A 22,642-nucleotide genomic window follows, 5' to 3' on the forward strand; every position below is an offset into this window, starting at 1 on the left:
TAACCTTCTTTTATCAAATCCCGATAAAATTTTTTAATATACTCATAAGGAGTTATTCCACTAGCTTTCCCTCAGCATCATTAAGAGCCGGTTTTGTTTCAAGTCCGCCAATATTTAGCACGTTATTGAAAACTCGCATAATTTCCTCTTGTAATCTTCCAGCCTCTAAACCATCCCATACATCATCAATTGTGAATTGATTATCAAACACGTTCACAACAAAGGAAATCATCTCATCAAATGTTTCTACAGAAATTTCATTACCTTCTTTTCGCATTTTTTCGTTCATCTTTAGTGCATTTCGGAACACTCGTGCTTTCACAAAGTCATTCGAGAAAATTTTTTCTTGTCCGTTAATTTTTAAAGTAATTTGCATAATTCATCCATCCTTTTCTAGTTATCTTCGTTAATAATGTTGTCATTACAGCTACTCACAGAGTCTTGAAATAAAAAAGAAAAGAAACCCTTAAAGGGCTCCTCTCTAATTATGGTGTTTCAACTGTTTCACTTGGTTTCGCAACAGCTTTAAAGAATGTTTCTGCAGTTACTGTTACTCCTGCATCTCGTGTATCTACCGTATGTTTGATAACACCATCGATTAGTGGTAATGCTTCACCACCGAATGGATATACTTTATAACTTGTTTCACCTTTTTTACGAGTTGTATTTGTTTCTTCACCTGGTTTTAATTTTGCTTTTAATAACCAAACCAGCTTAGAGCCTGATTCAAAACCAATTGCAATCGAGTTTGGTGTATCATTTGCGTTTGTAATAATACCGCCTTCAGCAGATTTTTTGTGTCCATACCAATCTACTAGCACATCTGTTGGTAAATCAGCGGTTTCACCAGCAATTGTGATAGAATCCAATTGTGCTTCCTGATCTACTACACGATCCCCAGCATCTAAATGCGCTTCTGAGAAGTTTGGTGTAAGTGTCATAGAAATAGGCATTGTTAAAGTTTTCACTTCACCCCATGCCTCTGTTTGTTCATTTGTCATTAGTGCATAGTGAATACGTTTTAAGCTAATTTTTTGTGGTTTTTCATTTACTGTTGTCATTTACATGACCTCCTAATTGTTTATAATTATTCATCAAAAAAGACGAATCGTAGCACCCTATTATAGTGAGACTCGCCTGTGGTAGTTGGTTCATCATATTCTAATGTTCGCTCATAGCCCGCATTTCCCATCAATCGTTTGATGTTCTCTGCAAGCTGATGATAATTCGAATTGGACCATACATTGATTTGTATAATCCTTTCGATTTCTAGTTCATCTCCGCCTACTTCAAAAATAGGCTTTGCACTTATTTCTAAAAAGGTAATGAACTGATTTGGCTTTTCTGAGCCCTTAGGATATCCATTAAAGATGATGGGCAGACCTAATGGCTCTAATATAGAGGGAATGTGATTCATTAGATCTCTCATATTTTTCTCCTAATCTACTTTTATTAATGTAGGTAAGACTTTAAAATAATTTCTCCTTTCAGTGAATGAAATATTGAACTTCTTAAATAAAGTAAGAGTTCTAATGATGTTGGCTTCTCGATATAAAAAAGCTGTTTACAATTACTTACTTTTGGAATATTAAAAACGCCTACTGAAAAGAAACTAGTAGACGTTTTCATTCTTGCGTTCCTATTCACTTTATTCACCTCCTTTCAAGAGCCCTGATTCAATTAGCCTTCAATTAATTTTCTAACACTAGCCATACCGTTCGAAATTAATTGTTTTAAGTCAGACTCTTTTATTTTCAGCCCATCTAGCTCGTCTTTTTCAATCCATTTCATTTCTCGATGCAGCTCTCTTAAAGTAGCTTGAAGTTTACGTGTATTTTCATCCGTGTAAAAACATACATACTCTCGACCACAGTTTGGACAAGTAAAATAAGTTTTCTCAATCGCAGCCTGCAGCTTGTCTTTCTTAAAATGTTGAACATAAAATTTGTGACCACATGATTTATTGCACTTTGCGTAAATAGGCTCCATCTACTCACACCCTTCTATTTATAAATTTTAATGAGCAAAAAAACCACTCGGCTTGGAGTGGTTTCTAGCTGATAGTTATTTATCTTTACTGTGTATGTTGCTCGTCAATCAAACTTTTACACTACCATCATATAATGGAATTTCAATCGTTTCTATTCTCTTTACTGAGTGTCAGTTAAATGAAAGTTCACTTATCAGAACTTCCCTTAAAAAAAGATCACTTTCTTCTAAGTGATCTTTAACTAAAGAATATGTTGTTTATTAACGCGAACTTTTACACTACCATCTTATAATGGAATTTCAATTGTTTCTATTCTCATTACTGAGTGTCAGTTAAAGGAAAGCTCACTTATCGAGGCTTTCCTAAAAAAGGAYCACTTTTTTCTAAGTGATCTCTAACTAAAGGGTATGTTGTTCRTTAAGCGAACTTTTACACTACCATCTTATAACGGAATTTCAATTGTTTCTATTCTCATTACTGAGTGTCAGTTAAAGGAAAGCTCACTTATCGAGGCTTTCCTAAAAAAGGACCACTTTTTTCTAAGTGATCTCTAACTAAAGGGTATGTTGTTCRTTAAGCGAACTTTTACACTACCATCTTATAACGGAATTTCAATTGTTTCTATTCTTACTACTAGGTGTCAGTTAAGGGAAATAAACATATCCCGTTGTCTATAAAAAAAGACCACTTTTTACAAGTGGTCTTAAGCTACAGTTAATAAGCACTTCCATCCTTATCAATGTGTAAGTTTTATTTCGTGAGCAAATCTAATCATCTTGGCAATTTCCGCATGTTTTTTATAAATATAACTTGCACTGTAATTTAACTCTTCAGCTATTTCTTCTAATGTCATACCATCCACATATTTCAATTTTAAAATTTTATGATTCAATCCACTGAAGTTACTAATAAGCTCCATAAAATTCTTCTGTTCAGTAAGCTTAATTTGTAATTCTTTTTCAATTCGCTCTATCCGTTCCTCTAGTTTCGCGCCATCAGATTCTGCAGTCAGCTTTACTCCTGCTAAATCACCACTGACCCAACGTTTCAACTCTTTTTGTGATCTCTCTAAATTATATTCCAAATATGTAATTTCATCTTCAATTTGCTGATAATCTCTTAACCATTCGTACATACTTAGCACCCACTTTATTTTTATTTGATTAACGATACCTTTAAACGGTACTGCTGTATAAATTTTTTTGCTTCTTCCACTACGCGTTTCTTTGTTTTATTGCATTCAAAATCCCGCTCCTTATTCTTAAATAGATTCTGTTACTACTCAATCAATATCTTTTACAATGTAAATTTATTGTAATACCTTTAAACGGTATAGTCAAGCGAAAAATTCCTTTAAAAGGTACTTTAGAGTTTACACAACTACTGATTATCGGTATCATTATATTAAAGGAGGTGCTTTAATATGGATAAATCGGATAAACTAAAAATCGTCTTCTCCATAAACTTAAAACAGCAATTGGATAAAAGAGGTTTAAATCAAACAGATATGGCTAGAGATTTAAATTTACCAGAGACAACCGTTTCTAATTGGATGAAAGCTAGCACATACCCTAGGCCTGATAAAATTCAGTTAATGGCTGACTACTTTAATATTAGGCGTTCTGATTTAACGGAAGAGCAGCCGACAAATTTAATAGAAATACAACCAAACTTTGCGAAAATTCCAATCTTAGGTACCATCGCTTGTGGAGAGCCCATCCTAGCGGAGCAAAATGTAGAAGGCTATATGTACGAATTTTCCGAGTTATTACCCGCAGGAAATATTTTTGCTTTAGTGGCAAAAGGTGATTCGATGGAGCCGACTATACCAAATGGCTCTAGAGTTTTAATAAGGGAACAAAGTGAAGTTGAATACGGCGAGATAGCAGCTGTTCTTGTAAATGGAGATACAGAAGCAACTCTTAAGCGCGTTAAAAAACAAGGCGATACCATTTTACTAATGCCAGATAACCCAAAACATGAACCTTATATAGTAGACCAAAATAATCCTGCAAAGATTATTGGAAAAGCTATCAGTTTTAAAGTTACACTATAAGAAAGGGGGCTTTATACTTGTTTAAAATACTTTCTGGCATATTTATATTAAGTGGTATAACGGGAGTGATTTCCCTTCTTCTTGCCATTTTCAATTTCATAAAATTGGACAGAATAAAAGCAATTAAAATGCTAAAGTTTACGGGAATTTCTATTATTATTTTATGTCTTTCTGCTTTAGGTGCTAGTGAATTTCTACCTGAGTCTAAAATAGTAAGCCAAGAAAAATCTCCTAAGAAAGAGATACATGAAGAAAAACCAGTAGCTAAAGTAGAATCAACAGAAGATGCAACTTGGCAGGATAAAATAAAAGAGGTTGCTTCTCTTAATAGCACTCCTCCAAAAAAGTTCGATGCAATTGAAGACTACGCTAAAAAATATCCAGCTACAAAGGCTGAAATCAAAGAATTCGAGGATTACGTCGTTGCCGAATATAAAAATAAACAATATTTAGCAGACGTACAAAATGATGTATATATGCTAGGAAATATATTTAAGGCATATGTAGTGAATAGATACTATGGAGAAGAAGAAACGCCTATCAACAATTTTGTCTTTGGGTTTTATCAAAATTCTAATTATACTTTTAAGGGACTCGAATCCACTAATAGCAATGTAATAAAATATAATGAACGCCAAATGGACAAAGCATTAGCAGCCATTGAAAATTAAATGTCACTCTCTCGGGTGACATTTTTTTATTTTATTACGTCCATACTTGCTTTAGGAAATTCAATTAAAGTGTATAAATCTTTATATCGTTATAATAATTGAGGCTTTCATTTGATTTTTCATTATCGAAAGAAGTAGTATGGTGTTGTAACAAGGGATACATTACATATCCAAACAATTATATTAATGTAACAATTTCGAAGGAGGAATTTATGATGAATTATCAAAATATTACGGTTGCAGGTAGCGGTGTTCTAGGTAGTCAAATTGCTTATCAATCAGCTTTTAAAGGATTTAATGTAACGGTATACGATATTAATGATGAGGCATTAACAAATGCACAAGAACGTATCACACAATTAAAACCGTTATACCAACAAGATTTAGGCGCTACTCAAGAAGAAGTGGATGCTGCATATGCACGTTTATCATTTAAAAGTGATTTATCAGAAGCGGTTGCAAATGCTGACCTTGTGATTGAGGCGATTCCTGAAGTTGTTAAAATTAAAACAGAATTTTACACAAACCTTGGCAAAGTTGCCCCTGCTAAAACAATCTTTGCGACAAACTCATCTACTTTATTACCAAGCCAATTTGCAGAAGCAACTGGTCGTCCAGAGAAGTTTATAGCACTTCACTTTGCAAATACGATTTGGAAAAACAACACAGCCGAAATTATGAAACACCCAGGCACTGATATGAAAGTGTTCGATGAAGTCGTAGAATTTGCACGTGCAATTGGCATGGTTCCACTTCCATTATATAAAGAACAACCAGGCTATATTTTGAATTCATTACTAGTTCCATTTTTAGATGCTGCTGAATCACTATTAGTAAAAGAAGTAGCAGACCCAGAAACAATCGATAAAACATGGATGATCGGAACAGGTGCACCACTAGGTCCATTCGCCATCCTTGACATTGTCGGCATTAACACTGCATTCAACATTGTAGAAGCAAAAGCCGCTGCTACTGGTGAAGAAAACTTTAAAAAATTAGCCAACCTCTTAAAAACAGAGTATATCGAAAAAGGCAAACTTGGCCGCGCTACAGGTGAAGGCTTCTATAAATATCCAAATCCAAACTTCGCAAAACCTGATTTCCTAAAAGGTTAATCAATTAATAAAACGATGTACATAGTGTCTTCGCTATGTGCATCGTTTTTTATTTTTTCGAGGTGACGACAGTGAGTTGCAATAAGCCCCGCTTTGCTGTGTAAGTGATGAGCTTTTAATTCGACATGATCAGGTTTGCCAAGAAAACATTTGCTGATAGAAGTTAAATTTCATTGTGACCGGATGTAATTTATTGCTAAAAAGTTTACCTCTTTTGTATGATTGTAATTAATAGGAGGGGAAATTTATGATAGCCTACAGGAGAATTGCTGTACTATATTTTCTTATTATGTTCCTTAGCATTTTTATTGCTACACAAGTGAACAGTATATTAATGGGTGTGTTGGTTCTTGCTTTTTTGTATTGGTTGTTTATTGGTTTTCCTTATTTACTACAAGAAAAGGTAAAGTTTTTCGAGATATGTTGGAGTTGGTTAACGAAAGGTGGAAGAATAGGCCCTAGAAACTAAAGATTTACCTGCATAATTCACTGAATATTCCGATGAATAAACCGAGTAATGTGATCAAATCCGGTAAGCTTAAATTCTTTATCAGATTTTTATTTTAAGCATACTATACATCTATAAAGGGAGTGATTGGAGGCAATTATGATTAGCAACAATAAAATTGCAACGACTAATATTGTGCTGGCAATTTTACTTGTTCTTGGTATCACCTATAATTATTTTTACAATCAATCACCAATTCAAATTGAACGCTTAGGTGATTTAGGGTTTTGGCTAGCATTCGCATTATCAATTATTAATATAGTACTGGGCTTAAAGCTACTGAAAAATAAAACGGCGGGTAGCGCTAGTAGCTACGTCACTTTTATGATTACTGTGATTATTTTAATCATTGCTTTAGTTTCAATATTTCATTGGAGCTCACCATAAAAAAAAAACTCCAAAGGCTAAAAGCTCTTGGAGTTTTTATCAATCAATTATGCCAAGGCATAATTGATTCCGGAATCAGTTTTGTGCTTGCACAAAGAACTCCTTACCGATTCCGTGACATCCGCCGGAGGCTTTAACTTATTTCAGTGGATGTTCAAACATCCACTGAAATAAGTTATAGAAACAAAACCATATAATCCTCATCAAAATATTGCTGACCTATTTTTAATGCCTTCTTCTCCGTTCCAAAAATCTCAAATCCTAAAGAAGAATACAGTCCTTTTGCTGAAGCATTCGTTGACACCACCGTTAAAGTAAGTTGTTCAACTCCCTTTAACTCCCTCGCTTTATTAATTGTTTCAACCATTAAACGCTTACCAATGCCAAGCCCTCGCTTTTTCGGAGAAACATAAACAGCAAGAATACTCGCTTTATGCTTTAACTTAAGCTTACTTTCTTGCACTAACGTCGCAACGCCCACTAATTCTTCATGATCAAATACCCCTAACGTAAAGGAGTCTTGCGATTCAAATCTACTGGCAAACAGCTCAATCGGATAATCCTTTTCCTCCTCAAAGCTAGAACCAAATGCCTCGGGATTATTTTGTAGCCCTTCTAATCTTAATTCCCGATAGGCTTCAGCATCTGCAGCTGTTAAAAATCTACTATTCATTCATATCCCTCCTACAATACTTTTCATTTTTATCGACATTTCCTAATAGTGTTTTATGTACTTTCACAAGATAATTTCCTAAAATGGTAATAACAGCATAAAGGAGAATGGAAAATATGAAATCTAACAGTATGGCGCATCATTTTCATACATTACAGGAGCAGCGGACTCACTACCTACCTTGTATTCAATCACTCCCACAGGAACAACTATGGCATCGTGAGAAAGAAGGAAAATGGTCTATCGGTGAACACTTCTACCACCTTTATCTAATCCTAAAAATGCTTAAAACAGCAACAAAGTTTTCCTTACTACTGACGCCTTACGCGAAAATGCGAAGAAACAAACCATTTGCCACTGAAATACATGATATTTACGAGGAATATAAAAACAAAAAAAGACGAGGCATGCGGGCTCCAGGAATATTAGTACCTCCCACCAAAATACGTTTTACGCTAAGCAGTGACGAAATCGAACAATTACTAGTAAACGAAACGAGCGCAATGCAAGAACTAGTAAAAAATATTGAGGAGGATATTGCCGGGCATATTGTTTTTCCAGATCCTCTTGCTCACTATCCTAACCTTATTCAATCTATCCAGCTACTTGCCATCCACGAAGAGCATCATTTTAGAATAATGACGGAGCAATATAATCGATTGATTACGTCTAGCGAAGTTTTAATTTAAGCGTTTTGAAATGAAAAAACGATGATCCATTGAAGTAGATTTTATTTATGAAAAGAGGTTTGAAATATGAAGATTCTAGGTAATGTTATTGATGATCAAGGAAGGTGTAAGCACTATTCTAATAAGGTAGATACTATTTCAATTAAATTCAAATGTTGTGGAGAATATTATCCTTGCTATAAATGTCATGAAGAAAATGCAAATCACAAAATTCAGCCATGGAAGAAAGAAGATTTTGATGAAAAGGCAATACTTTGTGGCGTATGTAAAAATGAATTAACTATTCATGAATATATGAATAGCACAAACTGTAAGCATTGTAATGCTCTTTTTAATCCAAATTGCAGTAAGCATTTTCACATATACTTTGAGACAGATAATAATCCTACATGTACTTTCTAAATAGAATAGCCTTTGAAGGGTTAATGCCTTCAAAGGTTTCCTATTAGGAGCTATGCGTAATGATTATTTATTATATTTTTGAAGAAATGCTTTTACTTTCTCCTTGGCAAATTGCGTGCTCAAACTACTTGGATTTGCATCAAAGCCATGATCGACCTTTGGAAGAAGATAAAGCTCATGCGCGACACCGCTTTTAGTCAGTTTCTCGTCCAATACGTTCGCTTGCTCTACAGGAACAATACGGTCCCCCGTTCCTAAAAACGTAATAGTTGGTGGCGTATTTTCCTGGATATAGCTTATAGGGGAAAGCAGCTCATAACGCTCAGGGTATTCAGATAGTGAACCTCCAATGTACTTATTCATAACATCTTGGACATAATTCATACTTGGATTGCTCTTGTAAAACAAAGTCATATCTGACGGTCCATACATGTTAATCACCGCCTTGATTGGTACATCAGGAACATCCGTTGATGGTGGTAAATGCTTATCACCCTTACTATACGCTGTAAGCATAGCTAGATTCCCTCCAGCAGACTCCCCCATTAAAATAATTCTGTTCGGATCAATCTTATACGTATCTGCATTTTCAACGATCCAACCTAACGCCGACTTTACATCTCCAACTTCATCTTTCCAATCTGCTTCAGGAGGCATACGATATCGGACATCAAAAACAGTGTATCCTTGATCATTCATCCACTGATTCCAGTCTTGAACTTGGCCTTTATCTCCACTTACCCAACCACCCCCATGCACTTGAACAATGACGGGTGTTACAATATCCTCTGATTTTTTCTTCGCTGGCCACACATCAAGCTTTAATTCAATGCCGTCCGTAGTTTTCCCATACACCACATCTTCACTAGGCTTTGTTGAGATATCTTGTTTATAGAAAAAATGTGGGCTAAGAGAAACCGATACATTCTCGCTTTTAGCATAGCTTTTCATATTACTAATTGGCTGCACAATTAAAAAGATTAATAACAACAAAATAGGAATTAGAACTGTAAGAGCAATGAAGGTTTTCTTCCAAAAAGAAAGAGCTAATAAAACTATTATTATTAATGTTATAACTACTAGAATAATCGGAAATATAGAACCCCCCCATGCAAGTAGACTCATAATTTTATCCATATTACTTGGATTAAACATATAGTAAGCCACTATAATGATAAAGTAGCATACTATTACAGAGAGGATTGTGAGTAGCCACTGAAGAAAACCTCTAGGTCGCCAATTTGTTGTCTGATTCATCTTTTTAAAACCTCCTATACATACGATATGTTATTATCATTTCCACTTAAAAATGCAGCCCCAATTTCGTCACCACATTTTAATTCTACACGCACAAATCACACTTAATATTACAATAAATGCCCGCAACCATTAATCGTGGCACGGGCTGTTAACTATTTTATCGAGAGATAGAATGCTTAAGCTCAGTCGAAAACTGCATAAAAAAGAACCGAAAAGATTCGATTCGGTTTTATTCAAACATTCCTATACTGAGCTCCCTACAAAATGATTCTATCGTGTCACGCTCGTCTTTTGGTAATGCTTCGTACTCAACCAGATATTGTGCTGAAAAGTCTTCTAGCTCCATATAACTGACTTCTCTTGTCAGGACAATTCCATTGACCTCATTAGCCATCTGGTTTGCAGCCACCATATCCGTAAACGCAAAGGCCTGTTCTTCATCATCCGTAAATGTAAGAAGGTCAATTTCCCCCTGATAATAGCGCTCATCTACTTGCACTACGTAATATCTAATTGAATCCATTATACACCTCCCTAATTCATGATTTTCATTATTTCCTTAATTAACTGATGAATACCCACCATACTCAAAATGTGATTAAAACTCCTAAAATTCTAAAGTAACATTCGTAAAAACTTTTCAAAATTCACGCCTGCCTCGCGTGGGATTTGCTCCTTTGATGTAGCTTCAATTGAAGCGGCTAAAAACGACTCGGCAAGTTTCATCGATTCAACTAAATCTTGCCCGCGCATCATGCCACCCATAATGACGGATGCAAATAAATCTCCTGTACCTGAATAGCTCTCGCCATTGTATTCTCGGATGCTAGAAAACGAACGATGTGCATCAACATACATATTGCCTACATAACGCTTGTTCGCATGTGCTGACGGCGGATTCAAACCGGTAATAATGACGTTCGCTCCAGTTTCCTGCTGTAGCTGATGACCCGCTTCCTCTAACGCCCGAATATAATCCGAATCATCTTGATAGCTCTGTAGCTTCTCGTATGACAAACCTGTCAGCAAGCAGCATTCTGTAATATTTGGCGTAATAATATCTGCACTCTTCACAAGCTCTTTCATACGATCAAGCAACTCGCCTGAATACATTTTATACACCTCGCCCAAATCACCCATTACCGGATCAACAAGCAAAGTCGTTTCACTCGAATGAAAAACGTTTAAAAATCGAAAGATATTATCGATTTGCTCCTTCCCAGTCACGAAGCCTGTATGAATGCCATCAAAAGTCGCACAAAGCTTGCTCCACTCATCCACAAAATGGTCCATCTTTGACGTTAAATCCTCACAATAAAAACTCGAATATCCTGTTTGCGCCGTTAATATCGCAGTTGGTAATGGCACCGCCTGAACACCCATCACTGACAACACAGGCATCGCAGCCGTTAACGAGCACTTCCCAAAGGATGACATATCCTGAATTACAGCAACTTTTTTCATCATACTCTCCACCTTACTAATCCTGCTTGTATTCTCTTCATCGTATCATAATTAGAAAGATGCGAAAATGCACTCCCTTATAGAAAATCAAACTGACCTTTAATATTTTTATCAAATTGGCACTTTTACGATAGTCAGTCCTTTGCTAAAGTTAAAATTATCGAAAAATTCATCATAGCGAGGGTATGCAGATGCAAAGTATACAACGTCAGTCTTATACAAAACCACGTACGAAAACATTTGATTTAGTCATTACATCAATTCTTGCAGCACTTGTTTTCGTCGCGACAATGTTCATCAATTTTAAACTACCATTCGGGCAAGGCGGACTTATTCACTTAGGGACATCCATGCTTTTGATCACGTCGATTTTATTCGGTCCTAAAAAGGGAGCACTTGCTGGAGCAATCGGAATGGGCTTATTCGATATCGTAGGTGGTTGGTTAATTTGGGCGCCAATCACAATAATCTCCCGCGCATTACAAGGCGCCATCGTTGGGAAAATCGCTTGGTCTAAAGGACATAGAGGCGACAACATTGGGTTAAACATTTTCGCAGCAGTTGTTTCAATGCCTGTGATGATTGCAGTCTACTATATCGGGCAAGCGATTATTTTCAACAACTGGATTTCCCCTATGGCATCCATTCCAGGTGACATAATCCAAAACGTTGTCGGTTTAATTATCGCGATTCCCGTTTGTATCGTGATGAAAAAAACACCGTACTTCAAAAAGAATTTCTAATACTACAAAATAAACACGCCATCTTGTTGTTTTGCCGACAGCATAGATGGCGTGTTTTTTTGTTGGAATCGCAACAATGTAGGATTTTTTCCATACCATATCTTTAAGGAAAAAAATGCCACGAGCAAAAACAGAAGATGAAATTCCCTTAAATTAAAAAAAGTCACAAGTTGAATTAACCTATATTCAAAGGGGTGGTTAGGAATGGATGGAGATGCTTTCATTTGGATCGTTCTATTACTATCTATTGTAGTTTGTGATTATTTAGCAGCCTATTTATACAAAAATAAGAAGTTTCCTTTATGGGCTTCTGCACTTGGCATGGCTTTTTTAATTCCAGTAATAGTCGGTAGCTTTGTATATTTAGGGGTCAGTTATGCTAAAGCCTTTGAACCAGATAACACAAGAGAAGGAATTGCTTTTGCAGGAGGATTTATGGCGTTGATCCTTGCATTAAATGCAATCATTATGTTCGTTATAGGCGTTATTTTAAATATTTATACGTTCGTTAAAAAGCATAAAAAAATCATGTGTAATAAAGCATATGATTTTTTATTTACACACAATTGCTTGCACTTGACGTTTCTGGAAAATTCAAAAACTAAAATAAAGTGAATTGTTACCTCACTTTCACCAACCTTTTCTGAATGAATAATTTTGATGTTCAATAATGGAGGGTTTTTTTCATACTATATGGTGGAGGTGAAAAAATGCCAAGAGTAAAATATATAGATGCTGACATTGGCTTAGTGGCAAGAATGATGAGAGCGGAAGCGGAAGGTGAAGGAAACCAAGGAATGCTATATGTTGGCAACGTCATTGTGAATCGTGTTATAGCAGAATGTCCAGACTTTAGAGATTTAAGAACAATTAATGATGTTATTTATCAGGTACAGGGAGGAAATTATTCTTTTGAAGCTGTTCAAAAAGGGAATATGTTTTACCAAAGAGCGCGAGCTAATGAAAGAAGATTAGCAAAACTGACGCTGGATTATTGGCGAGATCATCCAGCGAAATATGCACTTTGGTACTTCAATCCATACGCACCATGTCCTCCAACATGGTACGGTCAACCTTTTACTGGGCAATTTAAAAATCATTGCTTCTATGAACCAGCACCTGATACATGTGAAAGTATTTATCAAGGATAGGTAGCCGTTTTGCGTTTTTATGCTGCGAATACAACATTTTTAGTCGCAGGTACTTACAGCGAACAATATTCATTCTCCGTAGATAACAGTTATCGGTTGGGAAAACCTCAAAACCCTAAAAACACCTTAGGGAGGAGAAATTCGAACGAACTACTGTTGGCAATTTTTCCATACTATATGTTGGAGGTGAAAAATGCCAAGAGCAAAATACCGAGATTCTGACGTTGATTTAATGGCAAGGATGATGAGAGCAGAAGCTGAAGGTGAAGGAAATCAAGGAATGTTATATGTTGGCAACGTCATTGTGAATCGTCTTGTATCAAATTGTTTAGACTTTATAGACTTAAGAACAGTAGAAGATGTCATTTATCAAGTACAGGGAGAAAATTATTCTTTTGAAGCTGCTCAAAAAGGTGATTTATTTTACCAAAGAGCTCGATCTAATGAAAAAAGATTAGCAAAAATGAATCTGGATTATTGGCGAGATCATCCAGCGAAATACGCACTTTGGTACTTCAATCCATATGCCCCATGTCCTCCAACATGGTACGGTCAACCTTTTGCTGGTCAATTTAAAAATCATTGTTTCTATGAACCAGCACCTGATACATGTGATGGTGTTTATATAGGATAGGAGCTATTTTGCGTTTTGGTGCTGCGAATTCAACATTTTTAGTCGCAGATTCTTATAGCCAACAATATAATATTCGATGTAACTCTACCAAGATTATTTTTGTATTTATATATTTACATTGAACATTCTTAATTCAAAAAAGCGTTTAGAAAAAGCCTTTTAAGGGCTTATACTTTATACGAACCCATTATTTGGACATAATAATCCCCCTGTTCGTTCAAAACAGGGGGATTATATTTTAAATTTCTCTTCTACTACGTCGTAATAGCAAGCATGCTAGTGCTACTAAAACCAAACCAAGTACTTGGTATAAGGTTGTATTACTTTCCCCTGTTTGAGGTAAGCGTTTTGCTTGATTTAGAGTATTTTGATCCTTTTGGTCAACTTTTTGATTTTGAACAACTTTGTTGGCTTGCTCTTTTGATGACATTTCTACTACATTACCTTCATTTTTTGAGTCATTTGGTTTTTCACTAAGTTCCACCGGTTTTTCTGACTTCTCTTGAGTCTTCGGCTCCTCTATTAAATTACGCTCATTTTTTGGATCTTTTGGTTTCTCACTTGGTTTCACCGGTTTTTTTGGTTTCTCTTGAGTCTTTGGTTTCTCTTGAGTCTTTGGTTCCTCTACTACTTTACCCTCATTTTTTGGTGTTTTTTCAATCTCTATCGGTTTTTCTGTTTTCTCTTGCGTCTTAGGTTCCTCTACTACATTACTCTCATTTTTTGGGTCTTTCGGTTTTTCACCTGATTCCACGGGTTTTTCTGGTGTTATCGGTTTTTCACCTGATTCCACCGGTTTTTCTGGTTTCACTGGAGGCACTAGATTTTCTATCGGTTTTTCAGGTTTAACTTGATTAACTACTTGTAATTGAATAACAGATTCTTCGTTTACCAAACTAACTTCAAAATCGATTGGTTTTGCATCAAGTTGATAACCATTTGGTGCTTTTGTTTCCACAAACGCATATTTACCTGGACGTAAGTTATCTACTTTAATTTGACCGTCCTTATCTGTTACTAATTTTATTACTACTACTTTACCCTCTTGATTAATAAGTTTGAATTCTGCATTAGGTAATACTGGACCTTGCTCATCTTTAGCATGCTTTGTCAATACTACCGTTGTCTTGTTATAGAAATTTTCTACTGTTACTTGAACATCTTCTTTTTGTTCGTGTTCAATTGAAAATTCCACTTTTTCATATAAAGGTTTATATCCATACAATCCTTTTGTTTCCACAAATGCATATTTGCCCGGAGGTAGATTGTTAACTTTAATTTGACCGTCTTTATCAGTTACTAATTTTTCTGCAATTACTTTGCCTTCATCGTTAATTAACGCAAATTCAACATCCGCTAATTTTTCTTTAGTGTCAGCATTTATTTTCGTTAAAACAATTGATCCTACAGGTATTTTTGTATTTAAAATATCATAACCCTCAACTTTTGACTTATACCCTTCTACTGGTTGCTCTTTCACAGCATATTTGATTTCTTTACCTTCTACTGTGTATTGGTCTAAGTTTTCAAATTGATATTTCCAGCCATTTTCTGCTGTTACTGTTTTTGTAGCAATAACCTCATCGTCTTTTAGTAAATCTACTTTGATTTCTGATGGACGATCTTGTTCACGATCGTTGCTCCATGTTTTCGTTCCTTCAATTGAAGTCTTTTTCAAACTGTTGCCAATTGGTAAGTCAATACCTTTTGGAGCGCCGGCTTCTATTTTAAATCGAATTTTGTTATTTGCGTCAAATGTTACATATTCAGGAGCTGATACTTCTTGTACATAGTACTCACCAGCTTTCAAGTTCGGTACTTCTACAATTCCTTTGTCATCTGTTGTATAGAAATCGCCAATTTGTTGATCATTTGATGAGAAAACTTTAAATTGAACACCTGGAATGACCTGTTCTTTATGACCATCTATATATTTCAGTATTCTTAATGTACCTTTGTCTGGTAAATTCCCTTCAGCCCAACCATTGGCTAAAATATTTTTTACTTGAGCCACTTTTTTCTCATGTACTGGCAATTGGTTGTTGACTTTGTAACTCAAATCATATTCATTCTTCAAATATTTTTCATTTATCCCTTCAGCTGTAATCGTCGTTTTATAACTTACAGTGAACGACGATAAGCTTGCATATCCTTGTTTAATTACTACATTAAATGAATTATCACTTGTAAAACTCACATATCCTAACCCATTACTTTGAAACTCTTCAGGTGTGAATTGACGATTACCTAATTGGCCACTTGTTTGGATATTGAAACTATCTTTCTTTATTTGTTGACCACCTTTTGAAGTATCTTGTAAAACGATATCACTATCAAGATATTCTTTCTTTAAGTTGAAGTTTAGGAACCAGCGCACTTCATCAGCATTTTCTGGCATAATATCTCCTGCTTTATAGAAAAAGATTCCTGAACCACCACTAGTTGGGTGAGTAATTGTTACAGCTTGCTCACTTAAACTTGTTCCAAAGTTCGTATAAATCGTTTTTTTAATTCCATATTTTACATTCGTCCCTAATATAGAGAAATTAAAGAAACCTGTAATATTTTCACGTTCCTCTACTTTGCTATTGAATGTACATACAACTTGTCCGCTAGTCACATCACACGAACCATAATCCTCTAGATTAATATTCGTATTGAAACCTTTTAATTCCGGAGGTAAAGTCATCGTAATTGTATCGCCCGTTTTTAATTTGAGATTAGGCTTTTCACTAAATGTTACATAGACTCCTGTTTGTTCACCGTATGTTAAATTTGTTTTTGTAATTTGCGCACTATCGAGAAAACCAGTATTGCTTAGTTCTCGTGCTTTTCCTACAGGAGACGTATTTGTTTGAGTTTGTTCGGATTTTGCTGAGTTATTATCTTCTCCGACAATTTTAGATCCTTCTGCAAGAGTACTTGACTTGTCTGTAGGAGCATTGGGACTGTCTATTAAAGTGCTTGATTTGTCTGTAGGAGCACTTTGGTTGTCTGTTAGAGTGCTTGATTTGTCTATAGGAGCACTTTGGTTGTCTAATTGTTTAGGCGAAACAACGCTGGTTTCTTTGTCTACTGGCCCATCACTTACACCAGCACTTTCATTGATATTTGCTCCGTTTCCTTCTACTGCTGGTTCTTCTTTTGTTTCAGTTGTTCCAGGTGTGCCAATATTAGCATCCGCTTCGCTCGCAAATACTGAGATTGGTGATAATACTATTTGGAATACGATCAGTAATAACATTACTACTATGTTTAATTTTTTCATATTTTTCTCCTTTCTAAATCCTGAGAGATACCTATTGGTGTTTGTTGACGACTTTCATACATTCTTTCTTACTGTTGCAAAGGATGTCACAAACAATAAGTTGGTACCCCTATCCTTCAATTCACTTCTTGTCATAAATGAATACATTCTAATCAATCCTTCAAAGCATAGGACAAAATTGCATGTATAAGCCCTGCCTTCATCTCTCCACCAACAATTAACCCTACTTTATAATCATTACAAAGTAGACTGCTCAAAAAATACTAAATGATTCCAGACTTTTTGTCTACATAAATTTTAAAAATTTCTCCATTTTTTTCATTTATCTTTAAATAACAAAAAAAACAGTAAAATTTTACTCGCAATGAGTATTTTTTTATTGTTTTTCATTATCAATTTATTGGAATTCTGCTCTCGTTGAATAAACATTTTATTAAAATAGGAAATATTATTATATAGAAAAAATTTATAAAGAAACATGGTGGACTCTTGATGTTCATAACAAGTCTTATCCTACTACCCCCCCGTCTTTCTTATGTATAAAATCAACTGCTGAAACTACTCGAAATAAACTATGTTCATTATTTCTTGTGAGTATCCATTTAAAATAAAAAATGGCATGCTAACCTAATACCAGTCCACTCGCCATAATGAAAGTTATTTGTTTATAACATTTTCAATATTATTTATTATATTAGAATTATATATCACTATATCTTCTTCCGCTTCACATTACCCCCTTATCCTTCGGGTTCAACGATTTTCTTTGATTACAATTAAATACAGTCATTTAAACAACAATGAGTATATTTATTATTAAACAAACTTAACCGTTCAATATTCAAGGTTTCTTCCGAATACTCATCATGATCTTGGAATCGTACATAATAGGATAAAAGAAATGCAAAGAAAAAGGTCATTTAGAAAAACCACACATTTAACTGTGCTAAAATCACAGAAATGTGTGGTCTCGTTATTCACTATTCTCCAAAAAAATTCATTGGTACAGTTGTCAAAATTTCTCTCACTTCTCGAATACAAGGAAGTTCACTCTCTACAAGCTCCACCCCGACAATTTTTGCTAGTGGCTGAAGCATCGGACTTAACTCTTTAGAGACAAATATTTTACTTGGTCTTACCTCTAAGCCTTGTAAAAATGCCCATAACAAGCCTTGTGCAATTGGTGGCGTTTTAGGCATAGCGAGCAATTCGTGTTCAATAACAAAATTGCTTCCTCGTTCAACAAGCATGCCAGAAATCGGATAAACAGTGCGGTCCGTTTCTTCCGATTCTACGCCAAAAGGCATGTAAAATAAATCATATTCTAGCTGTAATGCGCTTTTAGGTTTTTTCTTATATTTCGCTTTTTCAAACATTGAAATTTCCTCGTAGCACTCATACGTTGGCTTTGGTATATTTATTTGCAAAATATAGATTTCTTGTAATTCCCCATCCATTTGCACTTTAAACGTTGGATATTGATGTGCAGCTAGCTGTGGATATTCCCAGCCATCCTTCCGAGCTTCTGTAATATTAATCATCCAACTTACAACATCAATTAATAGCTCTACCTCTAGATAGTTTGGCCTTTCAGGATGCGTTCCCTCCAGATAGCTACGGAATTGAATCCAGTTCTTCTTCCCTCTATACGACAACCCACAATCTTTAATTAACTGATAATCTGCTGGGTCTAACTCTTCCCTATCAACAAAATTCACAGACAAAGCATTTAAACTATAGGAGAAATCGCTCGATAGTTTTTTTTCATAAAGAATCTTCGCTAAGCTGTTATAGCCAAGTTCCATATCAAAAATCATTAATCCAAACTCTTCACCACCAGCCCCCATAACAGAAACAAATACTTTGTAATCTACATCTTCAAAGTGAATGACAACGACTTCATCATCCCTTAAATATTGCCATGGCTTTAATTTTTTCAGGTCATTAGTAAGCTCCAATAAAGTAAGATAATCTGGCTCCAGGTTTTCTAGTAAACTATCTGCCTCTTCATCCTCCCGTATCAGTTCATTAATCTCCTCCAAATCAATCTTGTCCATTTTACCTGTATGAATATTGCCTGCTCCAGCAATACATAAAGGAGTTTCAGAGTTCATTAATAAATCCTCATTGCTCTCTAATCGAATCGTAAATGATTCACTATTATCAATGACATGTGCAATGGCTTCATCACCAGGCTTTCGAAGCCATTCATCGACCAACTCTTCATCTGTATCTAATTCCGCGTCATTTTTAGGTAAAAAACAAATCTTCTCTTTAGATAATCGTCCATCTTTTTTAACAATCTCAAAATCAAAATAGTCCGCCCCATCCAAATCAAAACTTAGTAATAAAATTTCATCTAGCTTGGAAAAACTACTGTTCTTCGGTAACAATAACTTTCGATAAATTTCTGGTTTCTTCTTACTTTCAATATGCAACTGTATCATTATTTAACCTCCTTCTTCTTCTACTTGTTAAAGCAATTCTGATGAAGTTACGGCTTACTCTACATTCACACACAAGAGCAATAATCACTTGCTCCATTTTTTCATTAAATACTTCTACTTTGTAGATTTTCTCAAAGTGAACCACTTTCTATTCACTTTACTAACAAGCTGTCCGTTGTGCAATACTTCAAAATCTATTCCTCACCAATGTTACACATTTCAATACTTGCCGTGTTAAAAAGCGAAAAAGTTTCCGGACTTTTATCAATTTTTGTTCAATTATTGACAAAAGTTGATTTTGAAACTTTTGTCAATAATTTACATCGAACAGATCTACTTGTGGCATAAGGTTCTCTAAATGAATTCATGAGTACTTTAATACCATTATTCAAATGCAGAAGTCTTGTTTTTACAGGCTTTTTTCTTTCATATAAGTATCATTTGTGATATCAAATTCAAAAACTGAGTATTTTTCTGAATTTTATCAATTTTTGTTCAATTTCTAACAAATGTTGATTTTTAAAATTTTATTGCTAATGGTATGTTATTAACAACCCGGGGATAAAGTAAAGGCGAATGATTATGAAAACAAACAGTTTAATAATGACAATTATCTGAAAACGGATGAGATTACGATTATAAGTATGTGAAGCGAGTGATATACCTAAAAATAAAGGAGGCAATATCCATGAAAAAGATAATTTTATCTCTATCTTTTACTTTTATATTTGCAATACTTTCAGCCCAAGGTGCAAATGCTTCTGAGAATTTTGAAACAAAAGTCAATGAACTAAGCGACAAATATGATTTTGAATTAGTAGACTTAGAGAATTCTGATATGGATAATAATAGTTTTCTAGAATTCAATGATCTAGAGGAATTTGAAGAATTCTTAATACAAGCGAAAGAAAATGATGCTATTTCAACTAGCGAAGAAATTATAATCGAAAAAAATACTAGAATTTCCTTATTTGCAACAGAATATAAAGATAGTCACACATTCTCTTGGTGGGCACCACTAAATGGCCCAGTATTGGGTGTGCTAAATATGAGAAATATTTCATTTGATTACACTTATAAATTTGTAAATAATAAACCTCAATTTGTAAAAGTAACTAATATCAACTCATGGCAAACTGGCTATCATGATGTAAGTTGGACACATAGAGATGCTACTAGCTCAATCAGTAAAAAATATTCTACTAAAGATACAGCTATTGTAGTAGCAAAAGGCATATATACACTTGGTGTTGTCATCGGAAGCAACCCTATTGGATTTACTTGGAATGGTGAATGGAGTAGAAGTTTAACTTTAATAAATTAAGAAATGTACAGAAAATCGATAGCATAGTATGAAATGCCCTGGAAATGTCCATCTATATCACAAACATTTCTGGGGTGTTTTTATAGCCAATTATCAAGTTTATAGGCAGTATAAGCATTTATCAGCTATAAATATAGATAATAAGGAGGTAGATGTGTGGAGAAAAAGAACATTGCTATTATTAGTTTAATGATTGCATTTTTTTTAGGGATTCCGTTTAAATGGATTCAATATAAAGGAACAGTAGATGTATCAATTTTTCAAATAATAGATTTAGGGATTAATAATTTATTTTTTGATTTTACTCTATTATTCTTAAGTACTTTAATAATTTATTTAGTTTTATCTAACTTACTAAAAATCAGAAAATAATTATGATAGTTAAATGTCTCACTTACCTTGATGTTTTTTTACAATAGTTTTTTTACAATAGGTTTTTTTGCTCATAGATTGACCGGCTGCTTCTTGTATCTATGAGGAAGAAGGCTAGTTTTAAAAAGGAGCCTCAGTGAAAAAAATTATATTTAATTTAATATTTTTCTTAATTGCATTTTGTGTATTGTTAATTACAGACTACTTTATTTCAGGAGATTGGCTGATTACTGATAAATTATTTCACAGTCTTATACTTACTGTAGTATTAATGTTTTTCGATTGGGCATTTGATAAACCTAAAGAAACAAAATAATAATTAAAACTAAAAAAGATAATACAAGTATTGGATGATTTATTAAAACGGATGAGATTATGATTATATGAAGCGAGTGGATTATGGAATAGCAATTTTAATGAGCAAAGATTATTCTAGCAAGTTATGATCGACACTTAGTACTTCCACTAAAAGTTATGTCACTGTTACTGAAAGTACTTTCATGGAGGAAAACTCTCAATGAATGAAGTAGATTTTTTTGGTTGGAAAATTCGCTTCAAAGATGGATTAAGAGCTATAAAAGATAACGATGCAAAAGAGATCGTTATTATTGAAGGTATTCTAGAACTAAATGCAATGATTCGCATTGATGAACGCGGTGAACTTCAAATTAAACCTACATGGGATACTGTTGTTTTAATTAATCCAAATGATAATATTATTACTATTCGCCATGCTAATAAAGTTTTTACGAATGAAGATTAATTGTTGAACATTTAACAACTATCCCTTATATTTGATTTTTTTAGAAGATAACTTTATAAATGGTTGCCTCAAACCAGAAAAACTCCATTTTCACTTTATGAAAGTGGAGTCTTCCATATTTAATAGTATCTTACCTCGAGAATCAAATTGAAAATGCAACTCTCCATTCTCCACCAAATCGCACATACCTAAATACCGACCGAATTAATTGTTCAAAACACCTACGTATTTTTCTAGCAAAAGCTCTAATTTCGTAAATTCATATTTTAGAAGGCAAAGTATAACTTTCTGAGTTTTATCAATTTTTGTTCATTTTTTGACAAAAGTTGATTTTGAAACCTTTATGGATAATGGTATGGTTCTACTTAAGAGAGGAATTTCGGAATTATTTCGCTATCACTCTTCATAGCTATTATATCGGGAATAGTTCTCTTTTCTATCATCCCTGATAATGGCTGATAGTTTTATTTATTGTATTAATCAGTCAACATTGTGAAATTCTCTGAACAAAAAAAGTAAATTTACGTTATGAGCTTTAGCAATAACTTGTTTCTTTTCATCCTTATTCGAATGGGGAGAGTTATTATAATGACGGATTGTAATATTAAGTGCAACACTCAGAAATCAATATAAAGGAAGCCCATAACGACCTCGTGTAGAATGTAGTTACCACACCAACATTCAAACGGAGGAATCGTTATGAGCTATACCCATCTTACCATATC

Annotated in this window: 24 protein-coding genes; 13 read left to right on the plus strand and 11 right to left on the minus strand. The window is 34.4% G+C overall.

Translation table 11 applies throughout. The features are described from left to right. Window positions 1-52 precede the first annotated feature (52 nt). The 5 genes from gpG to AC1DCY_RS05465 all read right to left on the minus strand — a co-directional run bounded on the left by gpG (window position 53) and on the right by AC1DCY_RS05465 (window position 3,125). Window positions 53-376: a phage tail assembly chaperone G gene (gene gpG / locus AC1DCY_RS05445; protein ID WP_400959713.1), complete on the minus strand. Its 324-nt coding sequence runs from the start codon at window positions 374-376 to the stop codon at window positions 53-55. A gap of 109 nt (window positions 377-485) precedes the next feature. Beyond that, a complete protein-coding gene (locus AC1DCY_RS05450; RefSeq protein WP_477348155.1) occupies window positions 486-1,061 on the minus strand; it encodes a major tail protein in 576 nt (191 codons plus the stop codon). Window positions 1,062-1,087: 26 nt separating this feature from the next. Beyond that, entirely contained in the window at window positions 1,088-1,429 is a 342-nt protein-coding gene (locus AC1DCY_RS05455; protein WP_477348157.1) for a hypothetical protein, read from the minus strand. Window positions 1,430-1,680: 251 nt separating this feature from the next. Continuing rightward, window positions 1,681-1,989 (minus strand): hypothetical protein, encoded by a 309-nt coding sequence (locus tag AC1DCY_RS05460; RefSeq protein WP_477348159.1) that lies wholly within the window; start codon window positions 1,987-1,989, stop codon window positions 1,681-1,683. A gap of 737 nt (window positions 1,990-2,726) precedes the next feature. Next, a complete protein-coding gene (locus AC1DCY_RS05465; RefSeq protein ID WP_477348161.1) occupies window positions 2,727-3,125 on the minus strand; it encodes a DUF1492 domain-containing protein in 399 nt (132 codons plus the stop codon). A gap of 288 nt (window positions 3,126-3,413) precedes the next feature. On the opposite strand from AC1DCY_RS05465, the gene AC1DCY_RS05470 reads away from it, so the two are divergent. From AC1DCY_RS05470 to AC1DCY_RS05485, 4 genes are all read left to right on the plus strand, one after another. Next, window positions 3,414-4,046 (plus strand): LexA family protein, encoded by a 633-nt coding sequence (locus tag AC1DCY_RS05470; protein ID WP_477348163.1) that lies wholly within the window; start codon window positions 3,414-3,416, stop codon window positions 4,044-4,046. Window positions 4,047-4,063: 17 nt separating this feature from the next. Next, a complete protein-coding gene (locus tag AC1DCY_RS05475; protein WP_477348165.1) occupies window positions 4,064-4,717 on the plus strand; it encodes a hypothetical protein in 654 nt (217 codons plus the stop codon). 215 nt (window positions 4,718-4,932) lie between these two features. Then, window positions 4,933-5,832 carry a 3-hydroxyacyl-CoA dehydrogenase gene (locus AC1DCY_RS05480; RefSeq protein ID WP_477348167.1) on the plus strand — a complete coding sequence of 300 codons (900 nt, stop codon included), beginning with the start codon at window positions 4,933-4,935 and terminating at the stop codon, window positions 5,830-5,832. Window positions 5,833-6,439: 607 nt separating this feature from the next. Continuing rightward, a complete protein-coding gene (locus tag AC1DCY_RS05485; RefSeq protein WP_477348169.1) occupies window positions 6,440-6,727 on the plus strand; it encodes a hypothetical protein in 288 nt (95 codons plus the stop codon). 175 nt (window positions 6,728-6,902) lie between these two features. On the opposite strand, the gene AC1DCY_RS05490 is transcribed toward AC1DCY_RS05485, so the two are convergent. Further along, the gene (locus AC1DCY_RS05490; protein WP_477348171.1) at window positions 6,903-7,400 is read right to left on the minus strand and encodes an N-acetyltransferase family protein; all 498 of its coding nucleotides are present in this window, start codon (window positions 7,398-7,400) and stop codon (window positions 6,903-6,905) included. Between the two features lie 116 nt (window positions 7,401-7,516). On the opposite strand from AC1DCY_RS05490, the gene AC1DCY_RS05495 reads away from it, so the two are divergent. Both AC1DCY_RS05495 and AC1DCY_RS05500 read left to right on the plus strand, forming a co-directional pair. Beyond that, on the plus strand, window positions 7,517-8,089 hold the full coding sequence (locus tag AC1DCY_RS05495; RefSeq protein ID WP_477348173.1) for a DinB family protein: 573 nt from the start codon (window positions 7,517-7,519) through the stop codon (window positions 8,087-8,089). A 66-nt stretch (window positions 8,090-8,155) separates the two neighbouring features. Next, a complete protein-coding gene (locus AC1DCY_RS05500; protein WP_477348175.1) occupies window positions 8,156-8,491 on the plus strand; it encodes a CHY zinc finger protein in 336 nt (111 codons plus the stop codon). Between the two features lie 63 nt (window positions 8,492-8,554). Here AC1DCY_RS05500 and AC1DCY_RS05505 read toward each other — a convergent pair whose 3' ends face one another. From AC1DCY_RS05505 to AC1DCY_RS05515, 3 genes are all read right to left on the minus strand, one after another. Next, entirely contained in the window at window positions 8,555-9,748 is a 1,194-nt protein-coding gene (locus AC1DCY_RS05505; RefSeq protein ID WP_477348177.1) for an alpha/beta hydrolase fold domain-containing protein, read from the minus strand. A gap of 232 nt (window positions 9,749-9,980) precedes the next feature. Beyond that, window positions 9,981-10,274 carry a hypothetical protein gene (locus AC1DCY_RS05510; RefSeq protein ID WP_477348179.1) on the minus strand — a complete coding sequence of 98 codons (294 nt, stop codon included), beginning with the start codon at window positions 10,272-10,274 and terminating at the stop codon, window positions 9,981-9,983. Between the two features lie 92 nt (window positions 10,275-10,366). Then, complete coding sequence (locus AC1DCY_RS05515; protein ID WP_477348181.1) at window positions 10,367-11,215, minus strand: pyridoxamine kinase; 849 nt, start codon at window positions 11,213-11,215, stop codon at window positions 10,367-10,369. A gap of 191 nt (window positions 11,216-11,406) precedes the next feature. On the opposite strand from AC1DCY_RS05515, the gene AC1DCY_RS05520 reads away from it, so the two are divergent. The 4 genes from AC1DCY_RS05520 (at window position 11,407) to AC1DCY_RS05535 (ending at window position 13,743) form a co-directional block, all read left to right on the plus strand. Beyond that, on the plus strand, window positions 11,407-11,958 hold the full coding sequence (locus AC1DCY_RS05520) for an ECF transporter S component (RefSeq protein WP_477348183.1): 552 nt from the start codon (window positions 11,407-11,409) through the stop codon (window positions 11,956-11,958). 204 nt (window positions 11,959-12,162) lie between these two features. Then, window positions 12,163-12,573, plus strand: coding sequence for a hypothetical protein (locus AC1DCY_RS05525; protein WP_477348185.1), 411 nt, complete (start codon window positions 12,163-12,165; stop codon window positions 12,571-12,573). Between the two features lie 95 nt (window positions 12,574-12,668). After that, entirely contained in the window at window positions 12,669-13,109 is a 441-nt protein-coding gene (locus AC1DCY_RS05530) for a cell wall hydrolase (RefSeq protein WP_477348187.1), read from the plus strand. A 193-nt stretch (window positions 13,110-13,302) separates the two neighbouring features. Next, the gene (locus AC1DCY_RS05535; protein WP_477348189.1) at window positions 13,303-13,743 is read left to right on the plus strand and encodes a cell wall hydrolase; all 441 of its coding nucleotides are present in this window, start codon (window positions 13,303-13,305) and stop codon (window positions 13,741-13,743) included. A gap of 238 nt (window positions 13,744-13,981) precedes the next feature. On the opposite strand, the gene AC1DCY_RS05540 is transcribed toward AC1DCY_RS05535, so the two are convergent. Next, entirely contained in the window at window positions 13,982-17,011 is a 3,030-nt protein-coding gene (locus AC1DCY_RS05540; protein WP_477348191.1) for a SpaA isopeptide-forming pilin-related protein, read from the minus strand. 980 nt (window positions 17,012-17,991) lie between these two features. Continuing rightward, entirely contained in the window at window positions 17,992-19,458 is a 1,467-nt protein-coding gene (locus AC1DCY_RS05545) for a DUF7309 domain-containing protein (protein ID WP_477348193.1), read from the minus strand. 688 nt (window positions 19,459-20,146) lie between these two features. Here AC1DCY_RS05545 and AC1DCY_RS05550 point away from each other — a divergent pair. The 3 genes from AC1DCY_RS05550 to AC1DCY_RS05560 all read left to right on the plus strand — a co-directional run bounded on the left by AC1DCY_RS05550 (window position 20,147) and on the right by AC1DCY_RS05560 (window position 21,917). Beyond that, complete coding sequence (locus AC1DCY_RS05550) at window positions 20,147-20,782, plus strand: hypothetical protein (protein ID WP_477348195.1); 636 nt, start codon at window positions 20,147-20,149, stop codon at window positions 20,780-20,782. A 156-nt stretch (window positions 20,783-20,938) separates the two neighbouring features. Beyond that, window positions 20,939-21,154, plus strand: coding sequence for a hypothetical protein (locus AC1DCY_RS05555; RefSeq protein WP_477348197.1), 216 nt, complete (start codon window positions 20,939-20,941; stop codon window positions 21,152-21,154). A 517-nt stretch (window positions 21,155-21,671) separates the two neighbouring features. Then, complete coding sequence (locus AC1DCY_RS05560) at window positions 21,672-21,917, plus strand: hypothetical protein (RefSeq protein WP_477348199.1); 246 nt, start codon at window positions 21,672-21,674, stop codon at window positions 21,915-21,917. Window positions 21,918-22,642: the final 725 nt, after the last annotated feature.

It is taken from the genome of Lysinibacillus sp. 10T31, from assembly GCF_056394365.1.